At 35.0% G+C, this 26,018-nt stretch carries 26 protein-coding genes and 1 riboswitch; of the genes, 13 read left to right on the forward strand and 13 right to left on the reverse strand.

Annotated features, from left to right (window positions below):
* Positions 1-41 precede the first annotated feature (41 nt).
* Positions 42-1,658 carry a glycoside hydrolase family 13 protein gene (locus tag LpgJCM5343_RS01115; RefSeq protein ID WP_077959380.1) on the forward strand — a complete coding sequence of 539 codons (1,617 nt, stop codon included), beginning with the start codon at positions 42-44 and terminating at the stop codon, positions 1,656-1,658.
* 46 nt (positions 1,659-1,704) lie between these two features.
* Here LpgJCM5343_RS01115 and LpgJCM5343_RS01120 read toward each other — a convergent pair whose 3' ends face one another.
* On the reverse strand, positions 1,705-3,069 hold the full coding sequence (locus LpgJCM5343_RS01120) for an HD domain-containing protein (protein ID WP_003649520.1): 1,365 nt from the start codon (positions 3,067-3,069) through the stop codon (positions 1,705-1,707).
* A gap of 112 nt (positions 3,070-3,181) precedes the next feature.
* On the opposite strand from LpgJCM5343_RS01120, the gene LpgJCM5343_RS01125 reads away from it, so the two are divergent.
* From LpgJCM5343_RS01125 to LpgJCM5343_RS01145, 5 genes are all read left to right on the forward strand, one after another.
* Positions 3,182-3,604: a YwiB family protein gene (locus LpgJCM5343_RS01125; RefSeq protein WP_174705292.1), complete on the forward strand. Its 423-nt coding sequence runs from the start codon at positions 3,182-3,184 to the stop codon at positions 3,602-3,604.
* A 40-nt stretch (positions 3,605-3,644) separates the two neighbouring features.
* On the forward strand, positions 3,645-4,187 hold the full coding sequence (gene rpoE / locus LpgJCM5343_RS01130; protein ID WP_003655719.1) for a DNA-directed RNA polymerase subunit delta: 543 nt from the start codon (positions 3,645-3,647) through the stop codon (positions 4,185-4,187).
* A gap of 129 nt (positions 4,188-4,316) precedes the next feature.
* Positions 4,317-5,939: a CTP synthase gene (locus tag LpgJCM5343_RS01135; protein WP_003649518.1), complete on the forward strand. Its 1,623-nt coding sequence runs from the start codon at positions 4,317-4,319 to the stop codon at positions 5,937-5,939.
* 133 nt (positions 5,940-6,072) lie between these two features.
* Positions 6,073-7,338 (forward strand): UDP-N-acetylglucosamine 1-carboxyvinyltransferase, encoded by a 1,266-nt coding sequence (locus LpgJCM5343_RS01140; RefSeq protein WP_020806562.1) that lies wholly within the window; start codon positions 6,073-6,075, stop codon positions 7,336-7,338.
* 210 nt (positions 7,339-7,548) lie between these two features.
* Positions 7,549-9,132, forward strand: coding sequence for an ATP-binding cassette domain-containing protein (locus tag LpgJCM5343_RS01145; protein ID WP_101890941.1), 1,584 nt, complete (start codon positions 7,549-7,551; stop codon positions 9,130-9,132).
* 55 nt (positions 9,133-9,187) lie between these two features.
* Here the strand turns inward: LpgJCM5343_RS01145 and LpgJCM5343_RS01150 are convergent, their stop codons facing one another.
* The 3 genes from LpgJCM5343_RS01150 to LpgJCM5343_RS01160 all read right to left on the reverse strand — a co-directional run bounded on the left by LpgJCM5343_RS01150 (position 9,188) and on the right by LpgJCM5343_RS01160 (position 12,087).
* Complete coding sequence (locus tag LpgJCM5343_RS01150; protein WP_020806561.1) at positions 9,188-10,516, reverse strand: nucleobase:cation symporter-2 family protein; 1,329 nt, start codon at positions 10,514-10,516, stop codon at positions 9,188-9,190.
* Positions 10,517-11,095 (reverse strand): xanthine phosphoribosyltransferase, encoded by a 579-nt coding sequence (locus LpgJCM5343_RS01155; protein ID WP_077959382.1) that lies wholly within the window; start codon positions 11,093-11,095, stop codon positions 10,517-10,519.
* 72 nt (positions 11,096-11,167) lie between these two features.
* Positions 11,168-11,266: riboswitch (purine riboswitch) on the reverse strand.
* A gap of 44 nt (positions 11,267-11,310) precedes the next feature.
* Positions 11,311-12,087, reverse strand: coding sequence for a beta-carotene 15,15'-monooxygenase (locus LpgJCM5343_RS01160; RefSeq protein WP_077959383.1), 777 nt, complete (start codon positions 12,085-12,087; stop codon positions 11,311-11,313).
* Between the two features lie 184 nt (positions 12,088-12,271).
* Between LpgJCM5343_RS01160 and guaA the strand changes: the two genes are divergently transcribed.
* Entirely contained in the window at positions 12,272-13,825 is a 1,554-nt protein-coding gene (guaA, locus tag LpgJCM5343_RS01165) for a glutamine-hydrolyzing GMP synthase (protein ID WP_101890942.1), read from the forward strand.
* Between the two features lie 194 nt (positions 13,826-14,019).
* On the opposite strand, the gene LpgJCM5343_RS01170 is transcribed toward guaA, so the two are convergent.
* Positions 14,020-14,109 carry a putative holin-like toxin gene (locus LpgJCM5343_RS01170; RefSeq protein WP_077410116.1) on the reverse strand — a complete coding sequence of 30 codons (90 nt, stop codon included), beginning with the start codon at positions 14,107-14,109 and terminating at the stop codon, positions 14,020-14,022.
* Positions 14,110-14,277: 168 nt separating this feature from the next.
* Positions 14,278-15,282: a helix-turn-helix domain-containing protein gene (locus tag LpgJCM5343_RS01175; RefSeq protein ID WP_101890943.1), complete on the reverse strand. Its 1,005-nt coding sequence runs from the start codon at positions 15,280-15,282 to the stop codon at positions 14,278-14,280.
* A gap of 184 nt (positions 15,283-15,466) precedes the next feature.
* On the opposite strand from LpgJCM5343_RS01175, the gene LpgJCM5343_RS01180 reads away from it, so the two are divergent.
* The gene (locus LpgJCM5343_RS01180; protein WP_101890944.1) at positions 15,467-15,727 is read left to right on the forward strand and encodes an AbrB/MazE/SpoVT family DNA-binding domain-containing protein; all 261 of its coding nucleotides are present in this window, start codon (positions 15,467-15,469) and stop codon (positions 15,725-15,727) included.
* A gap of 1 nt (position 15,728) precedes the next feature.
* Positions 15,729-16,136 (forward strand): type II toxin-antitoxin system death-on-curing family toxin, encoded by a 408-nt coding sequence (locus LpgJCM5343_RS01185; protein WP_101890945.1) that lies wholly within the window; start codon positions 15,729-15,731, stop codon positions 16,134-16,136.
* Positions 16,137-16,400: 264 nt separating this feature from the next.
* Here LpgJCM5343_RS01185 and LpgJCM5343_RS01190 read toward each other — a convergent pair whose 3' ends face one another.
* Positions 16,401-16,490, reverse strand: coding sequence for a putative holin-like toxin (locus tag LpgJCM5343_RS01190; protein ID WP_077410116.1), 90 nt, complete (start codon positions 16,488-16,490; stop codon positions 16,401-16,403).
* A 240-nt stretch (positions 16,491-16,730) separates the two neighbouring features.
* Here LpgJCM5343_RS01190 and LpgJCM5343_RS01195 point away from each other — a divergent pair, with 240 nt between their 5' ends.
* Together LpgJCM5343_RS01195 and LpgJCM5343_RS01200 are read left to right on the forward strand one after the other, a co-directional pair.
* Positions 16,731-17,192, forward strand: coding sequence for a hypothetical protein (locus tag LpgJCM5343_RS01195; RefSeq protein ID WP_101890946.1), 462 nt, complete (start codon positions 16,731-16,733; stop codon positions 17,190-17,192).
* A gap of 57 nt (positions 17,193-17,249) precedes the next feature.
* The gene (locus LpgJCM5343_RS01200) at positions 17,250-17,540 is read left to right on the forward strand and encodes a hypothetical protein (RefSeq protein WP_003649506.1); all 291 of its coding nucleotides are present in this window, start codon (positions 17,250-17,252) and stop codon (positions 17,538-17,540) included.
* Between the two features lie 361 nt (positions 17,541-17,901).
* Here LpgJCM5343_RS01200 and LpgJCM5343_RS01210 read toward each other — a convergent pair whose 3' ends face one another.
* The 5 genes from LpgJCM5343_RS01210 to oxc all read right to left on the reverse strand — a co-directional run bounded on the left by LpgJCM5343_RS01210 (position 17,902) and on the right by oxc (position 23,338).
* Positions 17,902-18,813, reverse strand: a complete 912-nt coding sequence (locus tag LpgJCM5343_RS01210) for a prenyltransferase (RefSeq protein WP_077959387.1) — start codon at positions 18,811-18,813, stop codon at positions 17,902-17,904.
* A 110-nt stretch (positions 18,814-18,923) separates the two neighbouring features.
* Positions 18,924-19,433 carry a methylated-DNA--[protein]-cysteine S-methyltransferase gene (locus LpgJCM5343_RS01215; RefSeq protein ID WP_101890947.1) on the reverse strand — a complete coding sequence of 170 codons (510 nt, stop codon included), beginning with the start codon at positions 19,431-19,433 and terminating at the stop codon, positions 18,924-18,926.
* A gap of 85 nt (positions 19,434-19,518) precedes the next feature.
* Positions 19,519-20,031 carry a hypothetical protein gene (locus LpgJCM5343_RS01220; RefSeq protein ID WP_003649502.1) on the reverse strand — a complete coding sequence of 171 codons (513 nt, stop codon included), beginning with the start codon at positions 20,029-20,031 and terminating at the stop codon, positions 19,519-19,521.
* 206 nt (positions 20,032-20,237) lie between these two features.
* Positions 20,238-21,596 carry a formyl-CoA transferase gene (frc, locus tag LpgJCM5343_RS01225; protein ID WP_048686257.1) on the reverse strand — a complete coding sequence of 453 codons (1,359 nt, stop codon included), beginning with the start codon at positions 21,594-21,596 and terminating at the stop codon, positions 20,238-20,240.
* A 5-nt stretch (positions 21,597-21,601) separates the two neighbouring features.
* A complete protein-coding gene (gene oxc / locus LpgJCM5343_RS01230) occupies positions 21,602-23,338 on the reverse strand; it encodes an oxalyl-CoA decarboxylase (RefSeq protein ID WP_049161324.1) in 1,737 nt (578 codons plus the stop codon).
* 354 nt (positions 23,339-23,692) lie between these two features.
* Between oxc and LpgJCM5343_RS01235 the strand changes: the two genes are divergently transcribed.
* Together LpgJCM5343_RS01235 and LpgJCM5343_RS01240 are read left to right on the forward strand one after the other, a co-directional pair.
* On the forward strand, positions 23,693-24,874 hold the full coding sequence (locus LpgJCM5343_RS01235) for an AEC family transporter (RefSeq protein ID WP_020806547.1): 1,182 nt from the start codon (positions 23,693-23,695) through the stop codon (positions 24,872-24,874).
* 62 nt (positions 24,875-24,936) lie between these two features.
* The gene (locus LpgJCM5343_RS01240; RefSeq protein WP_020806546.1) at positions 24,937-25,203 is read left to right on the forward strand and encodes a hypothetical protein; all 267 of its coding nucleotides are present in this window, start codon (positions 24,937-24,939) and stop codon (positions 25,201-25,203) included.
* Between the two features lie 38 nt (positions 25,204-25,241).
* Here LpgJCM5343_RS01240 and LpgJCM5343_RS01245 read toward each other — a convergent pair whose 3' ends face one another.
* Complete coding sequence (locus LpgJCM5343_RS01245; RefSeq protein WP_101890949.1) at positions 25,242-25,958, reverse strand: DUF4097 family beta strand repeat-containing protein; 717 nt, start codon at positions 25,956-25,958, stop codon at positions 25,242-25,244.
* Positions 25,959-26,018: the final 60 nt, after the last annotated feature.

Below are 26,018 nucleotides of genomic sequence, written 5' to 3' on the forward strand. Positions count from 1 at the left end.
TCTGCGTTTGCAGGACACTTTTTATTTAAAGGAGGAAATTTATGACACCATGGTGGAAAAAAGCAGTTGTTTACCAAATTTATCCCAAGTCATTTCAAGATAGCAATGGAGACGGAATTGGAGATATTCCTGGGATTGTCTCAAGACTTGAATATTTAGAAAAATTAGGAATTGATGCAATTTGGCTGTCGCCCGTTTATTTATCGCCTGGGATTGATAATGGGTATGACATTTCTGATTATCAAAAAATTGACCCACAATACGGCACGATGAAAGATATGGATAATCTAATTAAAGAAGCTAAAAAACATCATATACGGATTATTATGGACCTTGTCGTAAATCACACTTCTGATCAACATCCTTGGTTTGTTGAAGCAAAGAAGAGTAAAGATAATCCATACCGTGATTTTTATATTTGGCGTGATTCAGTAGATGGACATGAACCCAACGATTTAAAATCTGCTTTTTCAGGATCAGCTTGGAAATTTGATGAAAAAACAGGACAATATTATTTGCATTTTTTTGCAGATCAACAGCCAGATTTGAATTGGAAGAATCCGAAACTAAGAAATAAAATTTATGACATGATGAATTATTGGATTGATAAAGGAATCGGCGGCTTTAGAATGGATGTCATTGAACTAATTGGTAAAGAGCCAGATCAACGAATCCGTGAAAATGGTCCAATGCTTCACCCATATTTAAAAGAAATGAATGAGCATACCTTTGCCCGTCAAGATATGATGACCGTGGGTGAGACTTGGAATGCAACGCCTAAAATTGCAGAAGAATATTCTGACCCAGCACGTCATGAATTGTCGATGGTCTTTCAATTTGAAAACCAAAATTTAGATCAAGAGCCAGGAAAAGAAAAGTGGGATTTAAGACCGCTTGATTTGGGAGAATTAAAAAAAGTATTAGTTAAATGGCAGACAGAAATTGATTTTAACCATGCTTGGAATAGCCTTTTCTGGGAAAACCATGATATTCCACGTGTTATTTCACGTTGGGGAAACGATCAAGAGTACCGCGTTCAATGTGCTAAAATGTTTGCGATAATTTTACATTTAATGCATGGAACTCCTTATATTTATAATGGTGAAGAAATTGGTATGACTAATTGCCCTGTTAAGTCTATTGCTGAGGTCGAAGATATTGAAAGTATCAATATGTATCATGAAAGACTAGAGCAAGGATATAAAAAAGCTGATCTAATTAAGTCAATTAACGCCAAAGGCCGCGATAATGCAAGAAGGCCAATGCAATGGTCTAATGAAGAGAATGCAGGATTTACTAGTGGAAAACCGTGGTTAAAAGTAAATCCAAACTATCAAAAAATTAATGTTAAAGCTGCTCTAGCAGATCCAGGTTCAATTTTTTATACCTATCAAAAATTGATTAAGCTTAGACATGAAAATCCAGTCGTAGTCGATGGTGATTTTGAACTCGTTGAAAATACTGGCGATAGTGTGCTAGCCTTTTGGCGTAAATTAGGAAATGAGAAGTGGCTAGTTGTTGCTAATTTGTCTGGTGAAAAACAAGGATTTAATTTAGATAGTGATTTCAAAGAAGTTTTAATTAGTAATTATGAAAAACGAGCTAGTTTAAAGAATATTGTTCTAAAGCCATATGAGGCTTTTGCAGTTAAGGCGTAAAGAAAAAGTACATTGATTTCTGCAATCAATGTACTTTATTTCATAACTATTTTTTCTTATTTGGACGTCTTAAGTAACGCAATGTATTGTTTCTGATATACTTTTGAAATTCTTGATAAATTGGATCAAAAATTTGCGGCTCATCAGTTTCTTTAACCATTACTTTAGGAAAGAAGAAACGTTCGTCTCCTTGAAGCGTACCATTTAAGGATTTAACTAGGGGACTTAACTCAGATAGTTCTACTAAGCTACCATCAGCTTGCATGATTTCAATTGGGCTATGAGCATTTTTACCGGTGGGCTTGTAAGCGTCATATGGTTCATCAAATGCAGAATTAGTGGCAGTGTAGTAGTTAGGATCAAAACCTGCTTGTTTAATTAAATTCTTTAATTTGGGTAGTAAACTCTTAGTATCTTCATTAATCTTGACACTTTCAAGGGGATGACGATATAAATAACGGCTTGAAAGATCTGATAGAATTTGGTCACCTGAATTAGTCCATAATAGAAAATTGGTTTCCATTACGCCATCATCTAAATTCAGATAATCTTCAAGTGTCCAATTTCCTTTTAGAAAGGCCTCTAGTTGTGGAGTAACTTGGAGCTTACCTGCTTCATATATGATTTGCGCTCTTTCAAGTAAGTGATGCAAGATGACTTCCATTGAACGATTTACGCGGTGAAAGTAAACTTGTTGATACATCTGGTAGCGACTAATAATATAGTCTTCTACAGCGTGGATACCCTTATCAGTGAAGCAAATTCCATCACGGTAAGGACGAATCACTTCTAAAATTCTAGTTAAATCAAAACTGCCGTAGGTTACTCCGGTAAAGTAAGCATCGCGAAGTAAGTAATCCATTCTATCAGCGTCTGCTTGACTAGAAATTAATTTCACAACTTGTGGGTTAGAGTAGGTCTTGGCAATTACGCTAGCTACTAATTCTGGAAAATTAGGACTAACTTGTCTTAAAGCTTGATTGACTTCAGTATTTTTATCAGTAATAATTTGTTGGCCCATTTTTTCATGGTTAGTACCAAAGAGATGCTCAAAGGTATGAGAATATGGACCATGGCCAATATCATGAAGTAAGGCAGCACATTCTGCTAAAAGACGTTCGTTAGGATCCCATAACCCATCTCCGGGTTCTTTGCTAGTATATTTTTCTTCAAAAATATCGCAGATTCGGCGTGTTAGTTCATAAACACCTAAGTTATGTTCAAAGCGGGTATGTGTTGCTCCCTGAAAAACATAGGAAGCGGGTCCTAGCTGTTTAATACGACGCAGGCGTTGAAATTCTTTTGAATTAATAATGTCTAGAATGACTTTATCTTTAACATGAATATAATTGTGGACAGGATCACGCAATACTTTTTCATGATCCAACTTTTTACTTTGAAATTTTTCCATTTTTCTTATACTATTTTCTCGGATAATAAAATAATCGGTTAACTCTTAATTAACTTGATTATAACAATAATGCTACTGTAAGGCTATCTTAGCATGGATGAAGGTGAAAATAATGAATAAAGAAGTTGAGATAAAGATTACCAGTGAAATTCATCAAGAAGATGATTCGGCTGTTTTTGAAAGAGAAGGTTTGGGAAGCCTTGAAAGAATTGGTAATAATTGGCGATTAAAGTATAACGAAAAAAACAAGGAAGGCGACGTTGAGGTTAAACTATTAATTAAGCCAAATGAATTAGTAATGCAGCGAGGAGATATTAAAGGCGATCATACATTAATGAAATTTGAACCAGGAGAGAAACAAAAATGTAAAGTTATGGCTGCTGGTAAGCAAATGGATTTAGTATCTTTGACCAATAAATTAGATTTTTCCAAAATTTCTCCAGGAAAGATGCAACTTAAAGTTGAATATGATCTCTTTTCTGGTCTATACTTAGTAGGTAACTATGCAATAAAGATTGAAGTAACAGATCTTTAGCAAATTTAGATAAATTGATTACGTGAAAGGACGTGCCACTGTGGGGTTAGATGATTTTAAAGGCCAAAATAAAGACGAATTGTCAATGATCGAAGTTGCTCGTGCAATTTTACAAGATAGCGGCAAGCGAATGGCCTTTGCTGATATCGTTAACGCCGTCCAGAACTTTCTGGGTAAGAGTGACGAAGAAATTCGTGAGCGTTTGCCACAATTTTACACTGATATGAACACTGATGGTGAATTCATTTCAATGGGTGATAATGTTTGGGCATTGCGTTCTTGGTTCCCATATGAATCTGTTGATGAAGAAGTAAACCATCCAGAAGATGAAGATGATGTGCCACGTAAGAAGCACCACAAGAAGGTTAATGCCTTTATTGGTGATTCTGACGATGATGACATTATTGACTATGATTCAGATGATCCAGAAGATGAAGATTTGGACGTTGATGACGACGACAATAATGAAGATGATTACTCAGATGATGATCTTGACGATGCTGACGACAATGAATTAGATGACGGTATCGAAGGACAATTATCAGAACTTCATCAAGATGATCTTGATGACGATGACGATTAAAGTACTTGACGGGAAGAGAATTTCCCTTTAGTATTTTGTATGGGCACTCTGTGTGCATTTAAGCTCCCATGAACTTGGGAGCTTTTTTTGATTTTAACGAATAATAAAAGAAAAGAGAGGAAGCACGGCATGACAAAGTATATTTTTGTAACTGGTGGGGTTGTTTCATCATTAGGTAAAGGTATTTCAGCCTCAAGTTTAGGACGCTTACTTAAAAATCGTGGTTTAAAGGTTACCATGCAAAAGTTCGATCCTTACATTAACATTGACCCAGGTACAATGAATCCATATCAACACGGTGAAGTTTACGTTACTGATGATGGTACTGAAGCCGACCTTGATTTGGGTCACTACGAAAGAATTGTTGATGTTAGAACAAGTAAATATTCTAACGTGACTACAGGTAAGATTTACCAAGAAGTACTTGATAAAGAACGTCGCGGTGACTATCATGGTGCAACTGTTCAAGTGATTCCACACATCACTGACATGATTAAGAAAAAGATCATGCGTGCTGCCTTAACGACTGATTCAGATGTAATTATTTCTGAAATTGGTGGTACAGTAGGCGATATTGAATCAACTCCATTTATGGAAGCAATTCGTCAAATGCGTCGTGAAGTTGGTGAAGAAAATGTAATGTACATCCACTGTACTTTAGTACCTTATCTTCATGCAGCTCACGAAATGAAGACTAAGCCAACTCAACACTCAGTTGCTGAACTTAGAAGTATTGGTATTCAACCTAATATGCTTGTTTTAAGAGCAGAAAAACCAGTACCTCAAGATTTAAAGAATAAGATTTCAACTTTTACAGATGTTCCAGTAGATCGAATTATTGAGTCTATTGATGCTCCTTCACTTTTTGATTTACCACTTGCCTTTCAAGCACAAGGGATGGATCAAAAGGTTTGCGATTTCTTACATTTAGAAAGTCCAAAGCCAGAAGCTGATATGGAGGCTTGGAAGAAGCTTGATGAGCGTGCAAAGAACTTGAAACACGAAACTACTATTACTTTAGTAGGTAAGTATGTAGAGCTTGAAGATGCATATATTTCAGTTACTGATGCATTGCAACACGCAGGCTACTTGTACGATACCAAGATTAAAGTTAATAAAGTTCAAGCAGAAGATATCACTGAAGATAATATTGCAGAAATCATGGAAGGTTCTGACGGTTTAATTGTACCTGGTGGTTTTGGTACACGTGGTCTTGAAGGAATGATTACTTCAATTAAGTATGCTCGTGAACATGACATTCCTTTCTTGGGTATTTGTTTAGGTATGCAAATGGCAAGTGTCGAATTTGCTAGAGATGTACTTGGATTAAAAGATGCAAATAGTGCAGAGGCTGATCCAGAAACTAAGAATAATATCATTGATATCATGGCTGACAAGCGTGACGAAGAAAATATCGGTGGAACTCTTCGCTTAGGGTTATACCCAGCAACTTTAAAGAAGGGTACCAAGACTCGCGCAGCTTATGATGATCAAGATGTTATTCAAGAAAGACACCGTCACCGTTACGAATTTAACAACGATTATCGTGAAGCTTTTGAAAAGGCTGGCATGGTCTTCTCCGGCGTTTCTCCAGATAACCACTTAGTAGAAATTATTGAAATTCCAGATAAGAAATTCTTCATTGCAGCTCAATACCACCCAGAATTTTTAAGTCGTCCACAAAGACCAGAGGGTTTATTCAAAGCCTTTATTGGTGCAGCTAGTGGTCTTCCAGCACAACATTTTAATTAGGCTTTTCAAAAATTAAATTTCGGTAACAAGAGGGCCATAATACACGGGTTCTCTTGTTTTTTTTGCGTTTTTCATTTAATATATTTTGTGATACATTTGGGTATTACAAATAGAGAAAAGGATTGTTTCCCCAATGAAACAGATGATTATTCATGGTGGAAAGCCCCTGAAGGGCGACGTATGGATCGGCGGTGCTAAGAACTCCACTGTAGCACTGATTCCAGCGTCAATACTTTCGCGGACTCCTGTTACCCTAGAAGGGGTTCCGCGAATTGCTGATGTAGATAATTTGATGGATCTGCTTAGTGAAATGGATGTGAAGTGTGATTTTCACGAAACCACTTTACGGATAAATCCTGATGACATTAAGCGTAGTCCCCTTCCAGCAGGTAAGATTAAGAGTTTGAGAGCTTCTTACTACTTTATGGGTGCATTGTTAGGTCGTTTTGGTAAAGCTGTAGTAGGCTTTCCAGGCGGCGATGATATTGGCCCTCGTCCTATTGATCAACACATTAAAGGTTTTGAAGCACTAGGCGCAACTGTTGAAAATGAGAACGATCAAATTATCATCACAGCTCCTAAGACTGGGCTTCGTGGTGCAAAAATTCATTTAAAGATGCCGTCTGTCGGCGCAACAATGAACATAATTATGGCTAGCGTAATGGCTAAGGGACAAACTATTATTGAAAATGCAGCTAAAGAGCCAGAAATTATTGATTTAGCAACATTTTTAAATAATATGGGAGCCGTTATTCGTGGTGCTGGTACTGATGTAATTCGAATTGAGGGAGTAGAAGAGTTAAAAGCTCAAACTCCGCATACTATTATCCCTGATCGAATTGAAGCTGGAACCTACGTGGCTTTAGCTGCATGCATTGGTGATGGAATTAGAATTCATAATATCATTGAAGAACACCTTGATTCATACTTAGCAAAAGTAGAAGAGATGGGTGTAGTAATTGATGCGGACGAAGATTCACTTTATGTGTATCCAGCAGGTGACTTAAAGATGGTTCAGGTTAGAACCGACGTCTATCCAGGATTTGCAACTGACTTGCAGCAACCAATTACTCCACTTCTTTTAACCGCTAAGACGGGTGAGGGTGTAGTAATTGATCAGATTTATCCTAAGCGAGTAGGACATATTCCTGAACTTCAAAAGATGGGTGCAAACATCCATGTTGAAGATAATATTATTTTAGTTCACCCAACTCATCATTTACATGGAGCACACGTCAGCGCAGGTGAAATTAGAGCAGGAGCATGTTTAATGCTAGCTGGTTTAATGGCTGATGGCGAGACTATCATTTCAAACGCAGGTAACATTTTGCGTGGTTATGATAGAATTGAGCAAAAGTTGCGTCAATTAGGTGCAGAAGTATCTGTAATTGATGTTTAAAGTTTTTGAAAATAGAAAAATAATTTAAAGATAAAAAGGTTGATAGTATTTTGTTTAAGAACAACGATATTATCAACCTTTTTGCTTTGTAACCGAAATAATGCAAAAAACATAGCTGATTATTAATTTAAAATGAAAATATTTGTTGAATTTAATAAAACTTAATGTAAAATATAATCTATCAATTGGGAAACTGAGGTGAATTAGCTAATGATAAAATCATTTTTTAAGTCTAATTATAAATATACTTTTATTTTTATTGTTTCGACTGTTATTGGCGGGGCCTTAGTTGCTTATGGAAGCTATGGCTTAACTCCTGCGACTGATTCCTTAAAAAGTCTTGATACTAAAAAATTTATTTTATGGATTGTTGTAATAACAATCGCATCAGCTGGTGGTAGAGTATTACAATTCTCAGCTGGTTATCTCTTTGCAAAACAGGAGCAGGAATATTTTCATAGTTTAAGGAAAAAACTTATAAATCATTATTATGAAAGTACATCTATAGATAAGCTATCTAATATGCAAAATAGATTAACAAATGATCTAAAAATTATTAGCGATCAAGCTTTAGATCCAGTATCTAATGTAGTCCTTTGTGTAGTTGATTTAGTATTTTCTGCATATGTAGTTTTAACTTTTAATTTTTGGCTGCTTTGTTTAATTTTAGTTTTAGCAGTAATTATGCTTTATTTGCCAGATTTGTTGTCTAAGCAATTAGAAAAAGCAACAAATGAAGTTTCCTCTAACTATAGCAAGTATATTGATACCATTGAAAAATGGTTAGCAGGGCTAGCAGTTTTACAAAGATATCGGTCAAGGACAAAATTATCTGCTGCCTTAGCTAGAAGTTCTTCAGGATTAGAAAAAGCCACAGTAATTCGAGATAAAAAATCTGTTGAATTACGTAATCTCACTTATACTGCTAATATGGTTGCTCAAGGAGCTGTTCTTCTGGCAACTGGATTATTAGTATTGAATCATCAGTTAACTATTGGTACCCTTATGAGTATTGCGAATTTTTCTAGCTTAATTTTTTCTCAGCTTGTTAATGTTACTTCACAGATTGGTTCAATTAAGTCAACTAGATCGTTAGCAGATAGTGTAATGAAAGAAATTAAAGAGTTACCAAATTCAGAGAAAAAAGAAGGCTCTCTAACAAACTTTGACACTCTTTCTACTCATGGTTTAGTTCTTCAGTATCCTAATGGTGAAAAAATCCAGTATCCTGATATTCAGATTAAAGCTGGAGAAAAAGTACTTTTAAGTGGTGACAGTGGAACAGGTAAGTCAACGCTGTTCAAAATGATTTTAAATGAAATAAAGCCTACTCAAGGTAAAATTGTTTTTAAAGATAAGCTAGGCAAGATTCTCAATCCTGATTATTCACAAATTGGATATATTCCACAAGATCCAGTTGTTTTTCCAGGAACAATTGAAGATAATATTACGATGTTTAATAGTAGACTGAATAAAAAGGCAGCGAATTGGGCACAAAAGGTTCAGTTAGCAACAGACTTTGAAAAGTTCCCTGATGGTATTAAAACCGTTGTAGATCTAGATAAAAATAATCTTTCTGGAGGGCAAAGACAAAAAATAATTTTGGCTCGAACTGAAGTATATAACAGTAAGATTATCTTAATTGATGAAGGTACTTCAGCAATAGATTCGGTTGCGACAGAGCAAATTCTAAAAAATATTCTTAAAGAACCTGCAACGGTAGTCTTTATCGCGCATAATTTAACTGATGAAATGGTTCAATTATTTGATCGTAGGATTAACTTAAGTAAGTAAAAAGGACTTGGAAAATTCCAAGTCCTTTTTGTGTGGTTTTAAGAAAAATTTTTAATTAGTGTTGTACCTCAATTTTTTCTGGTGCAGCAGGGATATGCTGCTCTTCTAAGCCAGATTTTCCTTTAAAGAGGAGGTTGAGGATAGTAGCACTTAAGCTAGCTACAACAATACCGTTTCCAAGGAATAACTGAACAGTTTCAGGTAAAGATTGGAAAACTTGCGGATAAACAGTAACACCTAATCCTAAACCAATTGAAATGGCTACGATTAAGATGTTGCGAGTATCATCGAAATCAACTCGCTTGAGCATCCGCATTCCTTGGACGGCGATCATAGTGAACATTACTAGCATTGCACCGCCCAAGACAGAATCAGGAATAATAGTTACTAAAGCACCAAATTTTGGTAATAGTCCCATTAACATTAAAAATCCAGATGCCCAGTAAATTGGTCGTTTAGTGGTGATGCCTGATAATTCAAGCAAACCAACATTTTGAGAAAAAGTAGTATATGGGAAAGTGTTGAAGATACCACCGAGAATTTGAGCTAATCCTTCAGCACGGTAGCCCTTCTTGAGGTCATCGCTTGAGATATCTTTGTGGAGCAAGTCCCCAATAGCAAAGAAAACACCCGTTGATTCAACCATTGAAACTAGTGCAATGATAATCATGGTTAAGCTAGATGACCACTCAAATTGTGGCATACCGAAATAAAATGGTTGTGGTAAGTGGAACCAAGAAGCTTGTGCAACTGGTGTTAGTGATACCATTCCAAGCATACTTGCAATTAGAGTTCCCGCAATTAATCCAACTAAAACAGCAATTGATTTGATAAATCCTTTGCCCCAAACCTGTAATGCCAAAATAATTGCTACAGTTATAAAACCAGTTAAAAGATTTTTGGGATCACCAAAGCTCTTAGCAGCAGAATTTCCTCCGCCAAGATTTTGGATAGATACTGGAATTAAAGAAAGCCCGATAACTGTGATTAAACTTCCAGTTACAACTGGTGGAAACAATTTTTTGATTTTTGAAAAATATCCTGCTACTAAGAAGACGAAAATACCTGCGACAATAATAGCGCCATACATCGTTCCGATAGTAAATTTCTTACCAATCATTTGAAGAGGAGCAACTGCTTGAATTGCACATCCTAAGACAACTGGCAAGCCAATTCCGAAGTAGCGATTACGCAAGAGCTGCAGTGCAGTGGCTAAACCACACATAAAAATATCAATTGAAACTAGATAAGTCATTTGTGTGGAGTTAAATTTTAAGGCTGTACCAATTAAAAGAGGAACAGCGATAGCTCCAGAATACATCGCCAATAAATGCTGCAATCCTAATAAAGCTGCTTTTTTGTGGTTAACTTGCATATGCTTCATTTATTTTTCTCCTACAAAATGTACTTGATTATTTTCAAAGTTAGCAATTCTAGCTAGGGCTTCAAGACGATAGCCATGTTCTTTAACCCAGTCGCTACCACCTTGGAACTCTTTGGCTACTACCACGCCGACGCCTGCTACAGATGCATCTGCTTGCCTGGCAATATTAAGCATTCCCTTAACAGCTTCACCGTGTGCTAAGAAATCGTCGATAATTAATAAATGGTCATCACTACTTAAAAATTTCTTTTCAACACAAATTTTATTGTTAACCTTTTTTGTATAAGAAAATACATCGGCCCAGTAAACGGCATCATTGAGAGTAGATGGCTTTTTCTTTCTTGCAAAAACCATTGGAACACCCAATTGATAAGCTGCCATAATACCAGGTGCAATTCCTGAAGCTTCGCAGGTAAGAACTTTAGTGATTTTTTCGTTTTCAAATAAACGTTTGAATTCTGCTCCTACTTGCATCATAAGTTCCGGATCGACTTGATGATTAAGAAAAGAATTAATCTTTAAGACGTCACCATCTAGTACTTCACCATCTTTGCGAATCCGTTCCTCAAGTAATTTCAATTTGTTCCTCCTGCATAAAAAAGACTTCTTCTACCCGTGAATTTAGGGTAAAAGAAGTCTATTGTAGTGCTACTTATGACATCGATTACCTATAGTCCAGAATTAATTGGTTCCGGGTAGAAACTGTCGACCTTATTACGACGATATATAGATATTTTGATATTTAGAGTGTAGCAGAATCATTTTCCGAACACAAGTGCCTTTTTAGCGATGAATCATTCTGAAACTGCTTTTTTCTTTTTTAGCGACATGACTGCTTCAAAGATTCCATATGCAATTCCAGCTAATGGCCAAATGATCCAGCTCTGGTTCCAGTTATTACTTAAAAAACTATAAGCAAGATAGATAAAAGAAATTATCATCCAGTAAATAGTTGCGTATTTTTCAATCAACTTTTTACCAGCTTTTTTCTCACTTGTGTAGTCATCAAGTTGTAAGATAATATTGAAACTATCATGAATGATATTGGTTTTAACTAAGAAAAAGACGCCAATGCCAACGAGTAAAAGCGTCGCTGAAGAAAAGCCAGTCATTAAGTCATCAAGTCTACTGCTAGCAAGTGCATCTACAAATAAGGCGCCACTCATTAACGGAATAGCAGACAAAATGCAAAAAGTAATGCCAATAATTTTAAAAATCATATGTTGGTTTTCATAGACTTTGTTTTCTTTGATAATTTTTTCTCTTACATTGTTTGAAAGATTACAGTCTTCATATTCGTAATTTTCATGAACTTTAAGCCATCGATTCCCAGCTATGAATAACGCAACTGCTGTGGCGATAAAAGTTAGTAAAACAATTACTCCAATTCCAGTTGCAAAATTGATTGACCAGGTTAAGATGTCTAATCTAGTAAGACTAATTAAAATTAATAAGACAATTGGTGAGAAAATACATAGCATTACGCCACTAGCAATTAATGTAGAACTGCGTCTTCTGGCAGATAAGAAATCTTGGGTAGCAGAATAAGATATGTAATTTTCGTTAGACATGATAATCACCTCTTTAATATATAAATAGAAGTTTGTATAGACTATTTATATTTTATCGATCAAGAAATGAATACGCTATTTTAATGCTTAGGGATAGAAAGATAAAAGAAATGATTGACCAATCGAATTTTTCTTAGTAAAGTTTCTAGTAAATAGGGATGAATTATTTTAGAAGGAGAAAATTGTGGCTAAGACTAATCTAAATGACTTTGACAAGATTATCGTGCTTGATTTTGGTAGTCAATATAACCAACTGATTACCCGTCGAATTCGTGATTTTGGTATTTATTCAGAACTTTTGCCTCATGACTTGAGCATTGAAAAGATTAAGAAAATGGCACCTAAAGGAATTATCTTTTCAGGTGGTCCTAACAGTGTTTATGATGAAGGCGCATTAAAGGTTGATCCTGAAATCTTTAAGCTAGGTATTCCAATTTTAGGTATTTGTTACGGGATGCAGCTGATGAGTTACGACTTAGGTGGCAACGTAGAAAAGGCTGATAATTCAGAATATGGCCGTGCAGATATCGAAGTAACTGATCCAAATGCGGTCTTGTTTGAAGGTTTACCTAAAGAGCAATATGTATGGATGAGTCATGGAGATTTAGTGACTAAGGCACCAGAAGGCTTTAAAGTTACTGCTAAGAGTAAGAACTGCCCAATTTCTGCAATTGCTAATGATGAAAAGAAATTCTATGGAATTCAATTTCATGCGGAAGTTCGTAATTCAGAATATGGGTTAGATATTTTAAAGAACTTTGCATTCAATGTTTGCGATGCAAAAGCTAATTGGACAATGGACGATTTCATTGACATGCAAGTTGATGAAATTCGTGAAAAAGTCGGTGATAAGAAAGTCATCTTGGGCCTTTCAGGTGGTGTTGATTCAAGCGTTACAGCAACACTTTTGCACAAGGCAATTGGTGATCAATTGACTGCGATTTTTGTTGATCATGGGATGCTTCGTAAGGACGAAGGCGACCAAGTAATGCAAGCCTTGAACAAGGATCTTGGTGTAAACATTATTCGTGTTAATGCACAAAAGCGCTTTTTAGGTAAACTTAAGGGCGTAACCGACCCTGAGCAAAAACGTAAGATCATTGGTAAGGAATTTATTGAAGTCTTTAATGAAGAAGCTAAGAAGCTTAAGGATGTTGATTTTTTAGCTCAAGGTACGTTATATACTGATGTGATTGAATCAGGTACTAATACTGCTCAAACAATCAAGTCTCACCACAATGTTGGGGGCTTGCCTAAGGACATGCACTTCGAGTTAATTGAACCACTGCGTAAGCTTTTCAAGGATGAAGTGCGTGAACTTGGTGAAAAATTAGGTATTCCTCATGACTTAGTATGGCGTCAACCATTCCCAGGTCCAGGTCTTGGTATTCGTGTACTTGGCGAAGTTACCGAAGATAAACTTAAGATTGTGCGTGAAAGTGACGCAATTTTACGTGATGAAATTAAAAAAGCAGGACTACAAGAAGATATTTGGCAATACTTCACAGTACTTCCTGGTATCCGTTCAGTTGGTGTTATGGGGGATGGACGTACTTACGACTACACTATTGGTATCCGTGCTGTAACTTCAATTGATGGAATGACAGCTGACTTTGCAAAAATACCATGGGATGTATTAAGTAAGATTTCTACAAGAATTGTAGATGAATGCGATCATATTAACCGTGTAGTTTACGATATTACCAGTAAGCCACCTTCCACAATTGAGTGGGAATAATAGAATATATAAATAAAGCTCGCAATTAGATTTGCGAGCTTTTAGTTTTTAAAATATGCTATAATTTAAGTAAAGAAAAAGGAGATCCGATGATCTCCTTGCAGCCCGCTTTAAGAGCGGTGGTCGACATTATAAAAAAACGTTGAAAACGACGCTCTATAACTCGCCAAAGTTATATAAGTAGAGCGGCGTTTTTATTTTTTGTGGTGGTCGATATAAGTTAGCAGAGCTAACACAAACGTACCAAACAAAAGCATTAAAGAAATACTTTCGTAAACCGACATGGTTGACCCCTTTCTGTAGTATATTGACCATAGGCCTCACCTCCGGGAGGAAAAACAACCGCCGCTCATAAAACTTTCTGCTATAAATATTATATCGAAAACTTGTTCGTAATAAATATGATCAAATTAAAAAGGCTCGCAATTTATTTTGCGGGCTTTTTGAGTAAATTATTCAGCTTTTTCTTTAATAAAGAAGTATGTAAATAGACAGTAAACAATAATACTGAAGTCTATGAAAAGTGCAGGATTAAAAAAGGGTATATACAAGCCATAAGGAAGTCTAGTAGTAATATAAAAAATACCCAGGACACAGAAAGCATAAATCCAACTGCCATAGACAAACAATCTGTGGAGCTTAATTGGCAAATGCTTTTTATGCTTAATCAAAATAGAAAGATAATTTCTTTGGAATAAATAAAAAGTAAATAAATATGAAGCACCACTAAAAATTATAAAAGTTATTCCCCAGGTAATAATAAATCCTATGCTGGAGCTTGAAAAATTACTGAACCAATTAATCATTGGTCCGATAATACTTAAAACGGCTAAAATACTAGCAAAGACTACGTATTTATCATTATTTTGGTGAAATAATTTAATTGTGAATTCTAATTTCTTTCTCTCTTCAGTCAAATCAAAGTGTTGCTTTTTGATTTGTTTGAACTCACGCATATTTAATAGACTATAAATAAAAAGTCCCAATGCAATGGCAATAGTAATAATAGCTGCTACGTAGCCACTGAGAGAAATTGTGAAAGTTAGAGGAGTTTCATAGTGACTGTCGTGGTCGAAGAAGATAGATAAGATACATGCAAAACATATCCACACAGGACTAAAAATAATTAAGGCAATAGCTAAAGCACGTAATTTGGAACTTTTCTGACTAGCAGTTAAATATTTTTTAACTAATTCATCAGATAAAACAGGTAATTTATCTTTATCATTAATATCTTCATTTTTAAGCTCAAATGAGGGCTCGCCGCTCTTTAATAGATAATCAGTTGTTACACCAAATAATTCTGATAAATTAACTATTTTTTCAATATCTGGAATTGATTGTTCACTTTCCCATTTTGAAACTGCTTGGCGACTAACGTTCATTTTTTCAGCTAAGCTTTCTTGAGAAAGATTATTCTTTTTCCGCAAGTCTGCGATTTTTTGACCTAATCTCATAATAGATCGTCCTTTCTGTTTTTATTGATCTTAATTTATAAAAAATCTTGGTTGCAGACAACCACTTTTTGATTGCTTAGCACGCAACTATTAGTTGCAGCCATCTATTTATAGGCTAAATGACGCCACATGTATCTACAAAATGATAAAATGTAATCACATAAAATGATTGGGAGGTAGTCTTATGGACTTTTTGAAAGGTAAAGAAAATAATAAAACAGCCAAAGTTTTTAAAGCAGGAAATTCAGAAGCAATTAGGTTAACTAAGCAAGATACTGCTATTTTTAAAGTTAAGCCTGGAGATCAGGTAATCAAAGAAGTCGCTCCAGATGGAATGTCAATTACATTTAAAAAAATGCCTGAAGTATCAGAGGATGTAAAGAAAGAAGTTAGTAAGATCTTAAATGAAGATGCAGATTTAATTCAAGCGTTAAAGGATTTATAAAATGGAATATAGATATTTATCTGCTAGCGATTTGATATATGTTAACAAAAGAGTTCTAGAATTTACCGGCGAAAAGCAAGAAGTTATTCAATACCCCGAAGGATTAAGTGTAATTATTGAACAGCCACAAATGGTTCTTTTTGGACATGAATTATATCCAAGTTTATGGTTAAAAGCTGCCTTTGTTTTGCAAAAAAGTACTAAAAAACATATTTTTACGGATGGAAATAAGAGAACAGCATATGTGGTAACGAAATTATTTTTAAAATTAAATGGATATAGTTTAAAAGTCTCAAAATCTCAAGGCATCGCGTTAATGCTAAGTGTAACTACGAGTGCAGATTCAGAAGAAATGATGCAAAAAGTAGCAATATTTTTGCAGAAAAATAGTGTAAGGATCAATAGGTAAGTTGTTTATAGTTTAAGCAGCATGATCAATTTGTATAAAGCTGTCTTTGTCCCAATTTATGACTTAGAAGTGCTGCGATTATTCCATAATGGGGAAATGTATGATCTATGATCCATTAGTAAAAATATGCTATAATCAAAATAAAGAAAAAGGAGATCTTCGGATCTCCTTTGCAGCCCGCTTTAAGAGCGGTGGTTTTAAACGTTAATTTTTGCGATGAACGCTACTCAATAACTGGCCAAAGTTATACATTGAGCGGCGTTTTTATTTTTTGTGGTGGTCGATATAAGTTAGCAAAGCTAACACAAACGTACCAAATAAAAGCATTAAAGAAATGCTTTCGTAAACCGACATGGTTGAACCCTTTCTGCAGTGTGTTGACCATAGGCCTCACCTCCGGGAGGAAAAACAACCGCCGCTCATAAAACTTGCTGTGAAGATAATTATAGCGAAAGTTTGTTTGTAAAAGAAGACGAACAAGATAAAAAGCTCGCAATAAAAATTTAAATAAAATATTAAAACTCCCAACAAAAATTGGGAGTTTTTTGCGTAATAAGGATTAGAAATAAATTTTTTAGTAGAAGAGGAAAAATCATGGAATATATTAAAAAATTATTTGCTGATCCAAAAATGTACAATGAAGTTGAGTTTGGTAAGAAGATTCGTGAAGAGAATGTATTACTAAAATTGATGCAAGAAATTCTTCCTGAAGAACATGTTGTATCAGCCGGATTTCGTTTTCCCGAAGATAAGGATAATCGAAATATTTTTGCTAAAACTGCTGATGGAGAAACTATAATGATTGGACTGCTTGTAGCTGATAAAGAAACTTGGCCGAGTGGTTTAAACTATCTTCAAAATATGTTGAAAGATGAAGTCTATCGTTTTATGAGAAATGAATTATTGCTTTGTAGAACTTATTTTATTTTGTTAACTCCAGTAGATCCATGGAAAAATGGAAGAGAAAAATACACTATTTCATTTCTAAATGAGCAATCAGAAGAATTGACTGAGATGCTTAAATCTAAGTTAGTTATTGTTTGTCCAGAGAATTAAGAGGTAATAGCTTTGCGCAATTTAGATATAGATAGGTAAAATAGAAAGGAGAAGATAATGATTTTACTGATGAGAAAAGGTGAGAGAATGTTATATCCATACATTGAATTGCCAGATGAAACGATTATTACACATTCGGAAATTTTAGAAAATAACTCCGTTTTGATTAATTTTGAACAGCCTTATGATGACGGATTTAGGGAAGCAAGAATTGAGTTGCCAAGTTATAAGTGGTTATATAATGACGGCTTTAGTAATGAACAAATAAAGTTCTTTGTTCAATTTGCACATAAAAATGCTGCTGTAATTTATAAATATGCTAGATTAGGTGGAATAGATAATGCCTAATATTTTTAGTACTTTAGGATATCATATATATTTTTAGTCAAATGAGAATGATGAACCTATTCATGTTCACGTATCTAAAGGAAGACCAAACGCTCATGCAACAAAGTTTGGCTTACTAAATCTGGAGGATGTGTGCTGGCTAGTAACGGAAGTAATCTTAGCAGTCATGATATTAATAAATTGATTGATGTTATTACGGCGCAATACGATTTGATTTGTGAAAGCTGGTTGAAATACTTTAATGCAAAACAAATTCAGTTTTATATATAACCAAATGGTTCTAAATCAAAACTATATTTTATAATTAATGCCAAAAAGCTCGCAATTAATTGCGAGCTTTTTACTATGCTTAGATTAATTATTACCATACTAATCCTATAAGCGAGAAGATGATTTCACTGACTAGTACTAACAAAACATTCGTTAAAATTCCTTTAAACGTAGTTTCTTTATGAGGATCCTTAACAAAGGTTCTAGTTGAACGATAGACTAGTGGAATGGTGAGTAAACCGCCTAAAGCAAGGGTAGGTAGATAGTGCAAGACAACGCTTAGAATTAAAAAAATATATGCTAAAACGTAATATATGCATAGAACAATCAAAGCATTCTTACGACCAATATAAAATGGGAGAGTTTTACGACCAATTTTAACGTCTTCTTCTACGTCACAAATATTGTTGGCTAGCATTACGTTGGCAATAACAAAGATCGCAGGGCAGGCAACAATGATTGCTTTAGCCCAGAAAAAACTATCAAAGGGATGGATGTTGTAAATATTGACGTAGATACCTAAAAGAGTGATGTTATAGCCCATTGTAATTCCAGAGGCGGGTTCGCCAAAAGGAGTTTTCAGAATTGGGTAAGGACCGCCTGAGTAGCAATAACCAATTAAGTAGCTAAAGAAACCGATTAAGAGAATTATCCAACCGACTTTAAAACTAAGTATGATGCCAATAGTCGCGGAAACAAGGGTTAATAGAATAATTACATTTCTAGCCCATTTTCGGGAGATGTTGAATTTTTCTAAAATATTATTGTAACTAGTAACATGATTTTTCTTATAGCGAAGATAATCAGTATATTGATTATGACCATTAACGGCTAAATGAAAAGAAATTACGGCTAGAAAAAGCCAAAGACAATAAGATAAATTGAAATGGTGATAATAGTAACTAGCCATTAATGAGCCAATAATATATGGCAAGGCTGAAATGATAATTGTCTGTATTTGAACAAGTGCGTTAAATTTTTGAATTATAGAGTATTTTTTCATAAGTAATTACCTTAAATAGTGATTACTTAAAATTATAGTCTAAACTTTGCTAAGTTGAAAAGAATGATAAAAATGGAAACTCAGTAAAATTATATACAAGTTTATTTTTATTAAGGCTTTTTAAACTGGCTTATGTCTACTCCTTCAAGTTGAAGTAGTTTAATCTTTTTATCAATACCACCACCATAACCGGTTAAATTGTGGTTAACGCCGACAACACGGTGGCAAGGAACAATAATGCAGATATGATTTCGACCAACAGCCCCACCAGTTGCTCTAATAGGTAAATGTTTTTTATCTTGTGCAGCTTTCATAGCGGTATCTTTATAAGTAGTAGTTGTCCCATAAGGGATTTTTAACAATGCTTGCCAAACTCTTTTCTGGAAATCAGTACCAGTAAGGTGCAATTGAGGAATAAAATTAGGCTCTTTTCCTTGAAAAAAAATATTTAACCATTTTTTAGCAGAAGATAGATATTTGTTTTCTCCTTCGGAATAGTTTTTTGCAAGAATATCTCCATAGTAACGATCAGTATCTAGCCATAGACCAACTAGACCTTGCTCGTCACTAGCGAGCAATATTTTTCCAATAGGTGAATTGTAGTAAGAAATAGTTTGCATGAAATACATCCTCTTTTGTTTAATATATATCAATTCTAAGCCTAGCAAAAAGACCAGTGACTTGAAGTGTTCACTGGTCTTTTCATTATTTAGCGATCTTATGTACCTTATGTGCAATGACCATTTCTTTATTACGGTCAGTATAAATCGCATCTTTGAGATAATTTAAAGGTTGTCTTAACAAACCTTTATTAGCTAAGAATAAAAAATCTGCATGATGATGATTCAAATGACGCAAATATCTTTTAGCGTTCTTAATCTTAGCATGATGCTCTAAAGCAAGTTTGGGCTCAAAGTCAGTAATCTTGTGTTCAGCATTATATACTGGCGTAACTTTGTGATGCCACTTGTCGATATGGTGGGTATTATGTGCACCAATTTCTTTACTTGCCTTAACAATGTCTTTTTTAGTGGCTAAATTATCTTGATGCTTTAACTGTGAGTTTTTGTCATAGTAGTAATTTCCAAGGCCATCTTGACGATAAAGCTGCAAATTCTTTAATGACTTATCTTTATTATCAACAGTTACCTTCAGAACATCGCCATTTTTATGATTCATAAGATACATATCATGGTCAATTGTGTAATTATCCTTCATGACTAAAATATCCACCTCTTTTATTTATATCTGAATGATATTATAGCCACATTTTAAGAGAAAGTATAGTGATTAAGTTATAGTTTTAATCAATTATTAAATTAGTTAAACTTTATTAATAATTAAAAAAATTATTACGCTAAAAGGCAGTTAGAAATTAATCCTAGCCGCCTTTTAGTGTATATACTTAAATTTATTAATCTTAATTAGTGTTCTTTTCCATCAATGATAACGTGAACACGAGGATTCTTTGGACCTTTGGCTTTAGAAATAACGCCCTTGTTAACTAAATCTTCGATTTGATCTGCATCATAACCAAGTTCAGTTAAAATTTCCTTGTTGTTTTCACCAAGGTCAGGTGCTCTGTCATAAGCTGGTTTGTAGTTTGAAAGACTGAATGGTAAACCAATAGTCTTGAACTTACCACGATTACCACCTTGGTCGATAGTAACGATTGTACCATCGCTATTTAGATCTGGATCGTTTTCAAGTTCGTGCCAGTCTAGAACTGGTCCAACTGGAACGCCAGCAGCACCGAGCTCTTTAGTTAGAGTATATTTATCGTATTGCTTAGTGTAGGCTTCAATTAATGGGTATAATTCTTCTTTGTGTAATTGACGGTGTTGCCAGTCGACAAATCTTGGATCTTTTTCCCATTCTGGGTGACCCATGGCTTCACACATCTTATCCCATTTCTTATTTTCGTTTTGAATAACGATGTATACATATGCATTAGGATCAGTTTCCCAACCCTTAGCCTTGTAAGTCCAACCGATAACTTGTCCACCTTCAGTGTTCTCAGCACGCGGAATTGCCTTGCCCCACTTCCAGTCAGGGTAAACTGCATAGTGAGGTAAAGCACCCAAGTTATCAAGCATAAGTTGGTCACGTAACTTAATACGGCAAAGGTTAAGAACAGCATCTTGCATTGATTGATAAACAAAAGTACCTTCACCTGTGTGCTCACGTTGTAATAAAGCAGCTAAAATACCGATAGCTAAGTGCATACCAGTATTTGAATCACCTAGAGCAGCTGCAGATTGAGTAGGAACATTGTTTGCACCTTTGTTCCAACCTGTTGCAGATGCAGAACCACCAGCAGCTTGAGCAACTGGTTCAAAGGCTTTAACATTTTCAAAACGTGATCCTTCGTTAAATCCCTTTAATGAAGCATAAATTAATCTAGGATTGATGGAGTGAAGCTTTTCCCAACCAAAGCCGTTACGATCAGCTGAACCTGGTGCAATATTTTCAACAAAGACATCAGCTTTTTTGGCTAAATCGTACATAATCTTTTTACCTTCAGGAGTCTTAATATCCAAAGTTAAAGATCTCTTGTTGGCATTTAATTGTAAGTAGTAAAGACTCCATGAATCTTTAATATCAAGCAATTCATTTCTAGTTGGGTCACCGGTATTAGTACGTTCAATTTTAATAACATCAGCACCGAGCCAAGCTAAAAGTTGAGTACATGATGGACCTGATTGGACTTGAGTCCAGTCAACAATTTTAATACCTTTTAATGGAGCATATTCATTTTGTTCGTTTTTTTCGTTTTCACTCATCTTAATTACTCCTCATCAATTTTCTTTTGTTCAGCTTCTTCAAGAGGCTTTAAGTTTAATTCTGGGTTTAAATTACCAATGTGGCCTGATTCTTTGCCCATTGAAGGATCAATTTGAACGTTGATAATACTTGGGCGGCCTGAGTCAACAGCTGTAGCAAAAGTATCTTTCATTTCTTGATAGTTAGTTACGTAGTAATTATCACCGCCGAAGGCTTTAGCAATTAGGTCATAGCGACCAGTTGGATCAAGTGTAGTTGGACCCAATTGATCTGGAACAACATTATCAACACCATTATAAATACCACCATTGTTAATAACGACAACAGTAATTGGTAAATTGTAACGGCACATTGTTTCAACATCCATACCGTCAAAACCAAATGCACTGTCCCCATCTAAGGCAACAACATGCTTACCAGTTTCGACAGCAGTAGCGATGGCATACCCCATGCCAACACCCATGACGCCCCAAGTACCAGTATCAAGTCTGTGGCGAGGAAGTTTCATACCAATCATGTCACGACCAATATCAAGGGTATTAGCACCTTCACTTACAAGGTAGGTGTCTGGATGTTCTTGGAAGTAATCATTAATAGGTTCGATAGCGCCATAATATCCAAATTCTGGGTTAGTTTCCCCAGCTTTAATTCTTTTAGCGAACTTAGCGTCATTCTTAGCAGTATCTTGAGCAATTGCATCAAGCCAGTCAGAAGGCACCTTGTAGCCAGTTGCAGTAAGAGCTGGAACTAATTTATTTAAAATAGAGGTTAAGTCACCTTGAAGTGGTGCAGAAATCTTTTGTGCAGAATCAAATTGGGTTGCATCAATATCTAATTGGATAAACTTAGCATCTGGGTTAAATTGTGGTGCATCACCATATGAAAGCATCCAGTTTAATCTTGCGCCAATTAGAATTACTACGTCTGCATTCTTTAATGATAATGAGCGAGCAGCGGCAGCAGAGTGTTTGTCGTCATCTGGAACAAGACCTTTAGCCATTGACATTGGTAAGAATGGAATATCAGTCTTGTTAATCAATTCTTGAACTTGCTTTTCAGTTCTGTCATAAGCAGCACCTTTACCAAGAATGATCAAAGGCTTTTTAGCTTGTTTAATGATGTTAACTGCGCGGTTAATTGCATCGTCACTTGGTTCTTGAAGTGGAGCTGGATCAACTAACTTGTAAACACCCATGTTCTTTTCACCCAGGTCATCATTAAGTTGGGCAATAGTGTCAGCTGGTAAATCAAGGTAAACACCACCTGGTCTACCAGATACAGCAGTACGAATAGCACGTGCAACTGCTAGACCAACATCTTGTGCTCGATCAACACGGTAAGCTTTCTTACAGAAAGGCTTAGCAACATTATATTGATCTAAACCTTCGTAGTCACCTTGAGCTAAGTCGATAATATGACGTTCTGAAGAACCAGAAATCATAATTAATGGAAAACAGTTTTTAGTAGCTTGTGCTAAAGCAGTTAATCCATTCAAAAAACCTGGTGCGGAAACAGTCATTGCTACACCAGGTTTTTTAGTTAAAAATCCGGCAGCTGCGGCAGCGTCTACGGCTGAGTCTTCACGACGAAAGCCATAATACTTCATTCCTCTTAATTCAGCTAATCTAGCTAAATCAGTAATCGGAATACCTACAACTCCGTATAAGTTGTTAATACCATTTTTTTGTAAAGCGTCAATTAATAAACTGGCACCAGTTCTATTTAAAGAGTCATCTACCATAACGTAACCTCCATGGTAATGATAATTACTATTTTATATAAAAGCGCTATTCCAAAATGGGATTGCGTACAACTAATTTATAACTTTTTTTGAATTTGTTAGCAAGAAAAAAACTATAAAAAAACTTTTATTTCAATATAAAAAGCGCTTTCTAAGTATGAATATATAATAGTTATCTTCTATTAACTGTTTCTTATATATTGCTTCTGATATACAGTGAATTTAAAATAACGATTTTGTCAGAATTATGAAATCGTTCCACTTGCTTATATTTTGATAAAGTCTATATTTAGTTTGTGATGAAGAAAGTTTTCATCGGGAATAAACTGGTCAGATTATGAGCGAGGTATAGAGATGATTAGTATCTTAATCAATGACATAATCCCAATTTTGGTGATTATGTTACTAGGTTATCTCTGCGGAAAGTTTTACTTTTTCGATAATGATCAGAGACAAGGATTAAATAAATTAGTTCTTGATATCGCATTACCAGCAGCTTTATTCATTTCAATTGTTAAAGCTACCAGAAAAATGTTTGCGCAAGATATCGTATTAACGTTAATTTCTATTGTTGGTGTAGTAGGTCTATTTATGTTGAGCTACTACTTAGATAAATTGTTGTTCCACAGAACTACGCAACAAGCAGCTGTTTGTGCTTTAATTGCAGGTTCCCCAACAATTGGTTTCCTTGGTTTTGCTGTATTAGATCCTATTTATGGAAATAATGCAACAACTAACTTAGTTATTGGAATTGTATCGATTGTGGTTAATGCTATTACCATTCCATTGGGATTAGCTTTAATTAACAAAGGTCAAACCTTAACTAAGAAGAAAGCTAAAGCAAATCCAAATAATAAGGGAACTAAAGTTGAAGTAGAAGACATAAAGGGAAAGGGCTTAAATAAGACTAAGAAGAAGGTCGTAGTAACTATTCCCGATGGTGTTCCAGTTACTGATGCGGAAGCTAAGGCTTTGAAAGAAAAGGGGATTGAGCGTGAAATTGATTTAGCTCGAGCAGAAATTGCTGATCATGCTGATGAGCCTCATAAGCCGATGAACCCAACTTTGAAGTCTGTAATTAATGCTATTAAGCAACCAGTTGCGGCAGCTCCATTAATTGCGGTAATTTTAGTTTTGATTGGTATTAGAATCCCAACTTCTTGGGCCCCAACTTTTGATTTAATTGCTAAGGCTAACGCGGGTGTTGCTGTTTTAGCAGCTGGTCTTGCCTTATCTACAGTTAAATTTTCAATTGACAAAGAAGTTATTTGGAATACTTTCTTTAGACTATTCTTAACACCGGCAGTGATTGTTGCAGCAGCATATCTTTGCGGTATGGGATCAGATCCTACCAAGATTTCAATGCTTTGTTTGGCAACCGGATTGCCACCAGCATTTTCTGGAATTATTATTTCCAGCCGCTACAACATTTATGTCAAGGAAGGTGCAAGTTCAGTCGCAGTTTCAACTGTATTCTTTGCAGTAAGCTGTATTTTCTGGATCTGGCTATTACCAATCTTGGCACATATGTTTTAGAGAGAATTTATATATAATTAAGAGACAGGATGTTAACCTGTCTTTTTTATTAGGAATAGAAAATGATAGATAATAAAAATTTATTGAAACTTTTACGAATTGAATTGCGAAAGATGAGTAATGGTAACAAACTTAAATTTTTAACTTATAAAAAGGATCGCAGCGTTCTTGTGGAAAAGAATGGGGATAATTTTAGAATTGTTGAAGATGGCTATCGTAAAATCGTTTGGGATGATTTGACTGAAGCAGAAGTTTTGAAAAGAGTAAAAAGATTGCAGAAAATAGAGTTTCCCAGGAGCAATAAATTATATTTAGCTAGAGAAAGATAGAAAAAGACAGGCTTTATAAAACCTGTCTTTTTTACTCACTATTTAATTTTAATATCTCCGTCTTGGCTAGAAGCTGTTAATACATTAGAGCTATTTTGATTTTCAACAAAGAAGTCATTAGAAGAGCGGCCCTTAATGTTAATATCTCCATCACTTACATTCAGTTTATAGCCAGTAAAACTAGACTGAGTTATCTTAATATCTCCGTCGTCTGTATTTACCTTAAAGTTATTTTGGTTACTTAATTTGTTAATGGTGATATCACCATCGTTTGTATCAATTTTTCCACTTGGAGCTTTTAGGTTGTTAATGTTAATATCACCATCATTTGTCTCAAGTGAAATTGGACTTGTTGTAGCAATATTTTCAACTTCGATGTCTCCGTCGTTAGTTGATAAGGTCAGATTCTTTAATAGTTGTTTGGGAACTGTGATTGTAATAGCTGGGTCGCCGTTAACATGATGGATACCAGTAGCTGATTGTTTAATAGTTAAAATACCGTTTTTTCTGCTAACAGTTGGCTTCAAATTCTTAGGCCCTTCATATTCAACCTGATATTTATCGCCATATTTGACAGAAATATCAGCGAGAGCAACAGAAATTTCTAGTTTATTGAATCCTTGATTACTGATTGTAGTTTTGATTTCTGGCTTAGTATCATCATGATTCGAAATGATAATACTACAAGCGGAAAGGATCATTGCTAAAGAAAATAGTAGAGAAATTAAGCCAAACTTTTTACTAATATTTTTCATAAAAAACTCCTAAGATAATAGTTAGGTTAATTATCTTATATTCATTAAATGAAGTAAATT

It is taken from the genome of Lactobacillus paragasseri (assembly GCF_003584685.1).
In the GTDB taxonomy this organism is placed as follows: domain Bacteria; phylum Bacillota; class Bacilli; order Lactobacillales; family Lactobacillaceae; genus Lactobacillus; species Lactobacillus paragasseri.

Excerpts from the sequence above, each read along its gene's own strand:
- LpgJCM5343_RS01115 (WP_077959380.1), top strand. The coding sequence starts at position 42 with ATGACACCATGGTGGAAAAAAGCAGTTGTTTACCAAATTTATCCCAAG.
- LpgJCM5343_RS01120 (WP_003649520.1), bottom strand. The coding sequence starts at position 3,069 with ATGGAAAAATTTCAAAGTAAAAAGTTGGATCATGAAAAAGTATTGCGT.
- LpgJCM5343_RS01125 (WP_174705292.1), top strand. The coding sequence starts at position 3,182 with ATGAATAAAGAAGTTGAGATAAAGATTACCAGTGAAATTCATCAAGAA.
- LpgJCM5343_RS01135 (WP_003649518.1), top strand. The coding sequence starts at position 4,317 with ATGACAAAGTATATTTTTGTAACTGGTGGGGTTGTTTCATCATTAGGT.
- LpgJCM5343_RS01140 (WP_020806562.1), top strand. The coding sequence starts at position 6,073 with ATGAAACAGATGATTATTCATGGTGGAAAGCCCCTGAAGGGCGACGTA.
- LpgJCM5343_RS01145 (WP_101890941.1), top strand. The coding sequence starts at position 7,549 with ATGATAAAATCATTTTTTAAGTCTAATTATAAATATACTTTTATTTTT.
- LpgJCM5343_RS01150 (WP_020806561.1), bottom strand. The coding sequence starts at position 10,516 with ATGAAGCATATGCAAGTTAACCACAAAAAAGCAGCTTTATTAGGATTG.
- LpgJCM5343_RS01160 (WP_077959383.1), bottom strand. The coding sequence starts at position 12,087 with ATGTCTAACGAAAATTACATATCTTATTCTGCTACCCAAGATTTCTTA.
- LpgJCM5343_RS01170 (WP_077410116.1), bottom strand. The coding sequence starts at position 14,109 with ATGTCGGTTTACGAAAGTATTTCTTTAATGCTTTTGTTTGGTACGTTT.
- LpgJCM5343_RS01175 (WP_101890943.1), bottom strand. The coding sequence starts at position 15,282 with ATGAGATTAGGTCAAAAAATCGCAGACTTGCGGAAAAAGAATAATCTT.
- LpgJCM5343_RS01180 (WP_101890944.1), top strand. The coding sequence starts at position 15,467 with ATGGACTTTTTGAAAGGTAAAGAAAATAATAAAACAGCCAAAGTTTTT.
- LpgJCM5343_RS01185 (WP_101890945.1), top strand. The coding sequence starts at position 15,729 with ATGGAATATAGATATTTATCTGCTAGCGATTTGATATATGTTAACAAA.
- LpgJCM5343_RS01190 (WP_077410116.1), bottom strand. The coding sequence starts at position 16,490 with ATGTCGGTTTACGAAAGCATTTCTTTAATGCTTTTATTTGGTACGTTT.
- LpgJCM5343_RS01195 (WP_101890946.1), top strand. The coding sequence starts at position 16,731 with ATGGAATATATTAAAAAATTATTTGCTGATCCAAAAATGTACAATGAA.
- LpgJCM5343_RS01200 (WP_003649506.1), top strand. The coding sequence starts at position 17,250 with ATGATTTTACTGATGAGAAAAGGTGAGAGAATGTTATATCCATACATT.
- LpgJCM5343_RS01210 (WP_077959387.1), bottom strand. The coding sequence starts at position 18,813 with ATGAAAAAATACTCTATAATTCAAAAATTTAACGCACTTGTTCAAATA.
- LpgJCM5343_RS01215 (WP_101890947.1), bottom strand. The coding sequence starts at position 19,433 with ATGCAAACTATTTCTTACTACAATTCACCTATTGGAAAAATATTGCTC.
- LpgJCM5343_RS01220 (WP_003649502.1), bottom strand. The coding sequence starts at position 20,031 with ATGAAGGATAATTACACAATTGACCATGATATGTATCTTATGAATCAT.
- frc (WP_048686257.1), bottom strand. The coding sequence starts at position 21,596 with ATGAGTGAAAACGAAAAAAACGAACAAAATGAATATGCTCCATTAAAA.
- oxc (WP_049161324.1), bottom strand. The coding sequence starts at position 23,338 with ATGGTAGATGACTCTTTAAATAGAACTGGTGCCAGTTTATTAATTGAC.
- LpgJCM5343_RS01235 (WP_020806547.1), top strand. The coding sequence starts at position 23,693 with ATGATTAGTATCTTAATCAATGACATAATCCCAATTTTGGTGATTATG.
- LpgJCM5343_RS01240 (WP_020806546.1), top strand. The coding sequence starts at position 24,937 with ATGATAGATAATAAAAATTTATTGAAACTTTTACGAATTGAATTGCGA.
- LpgJCM5343_RS01245 (WP_101890949.1), bottom strand. The coding sequence starts at position 25,958 with ATGAAAAATATTAGTAAAAAGTTTGGCTTAATTTCTCTACTATTTTCT.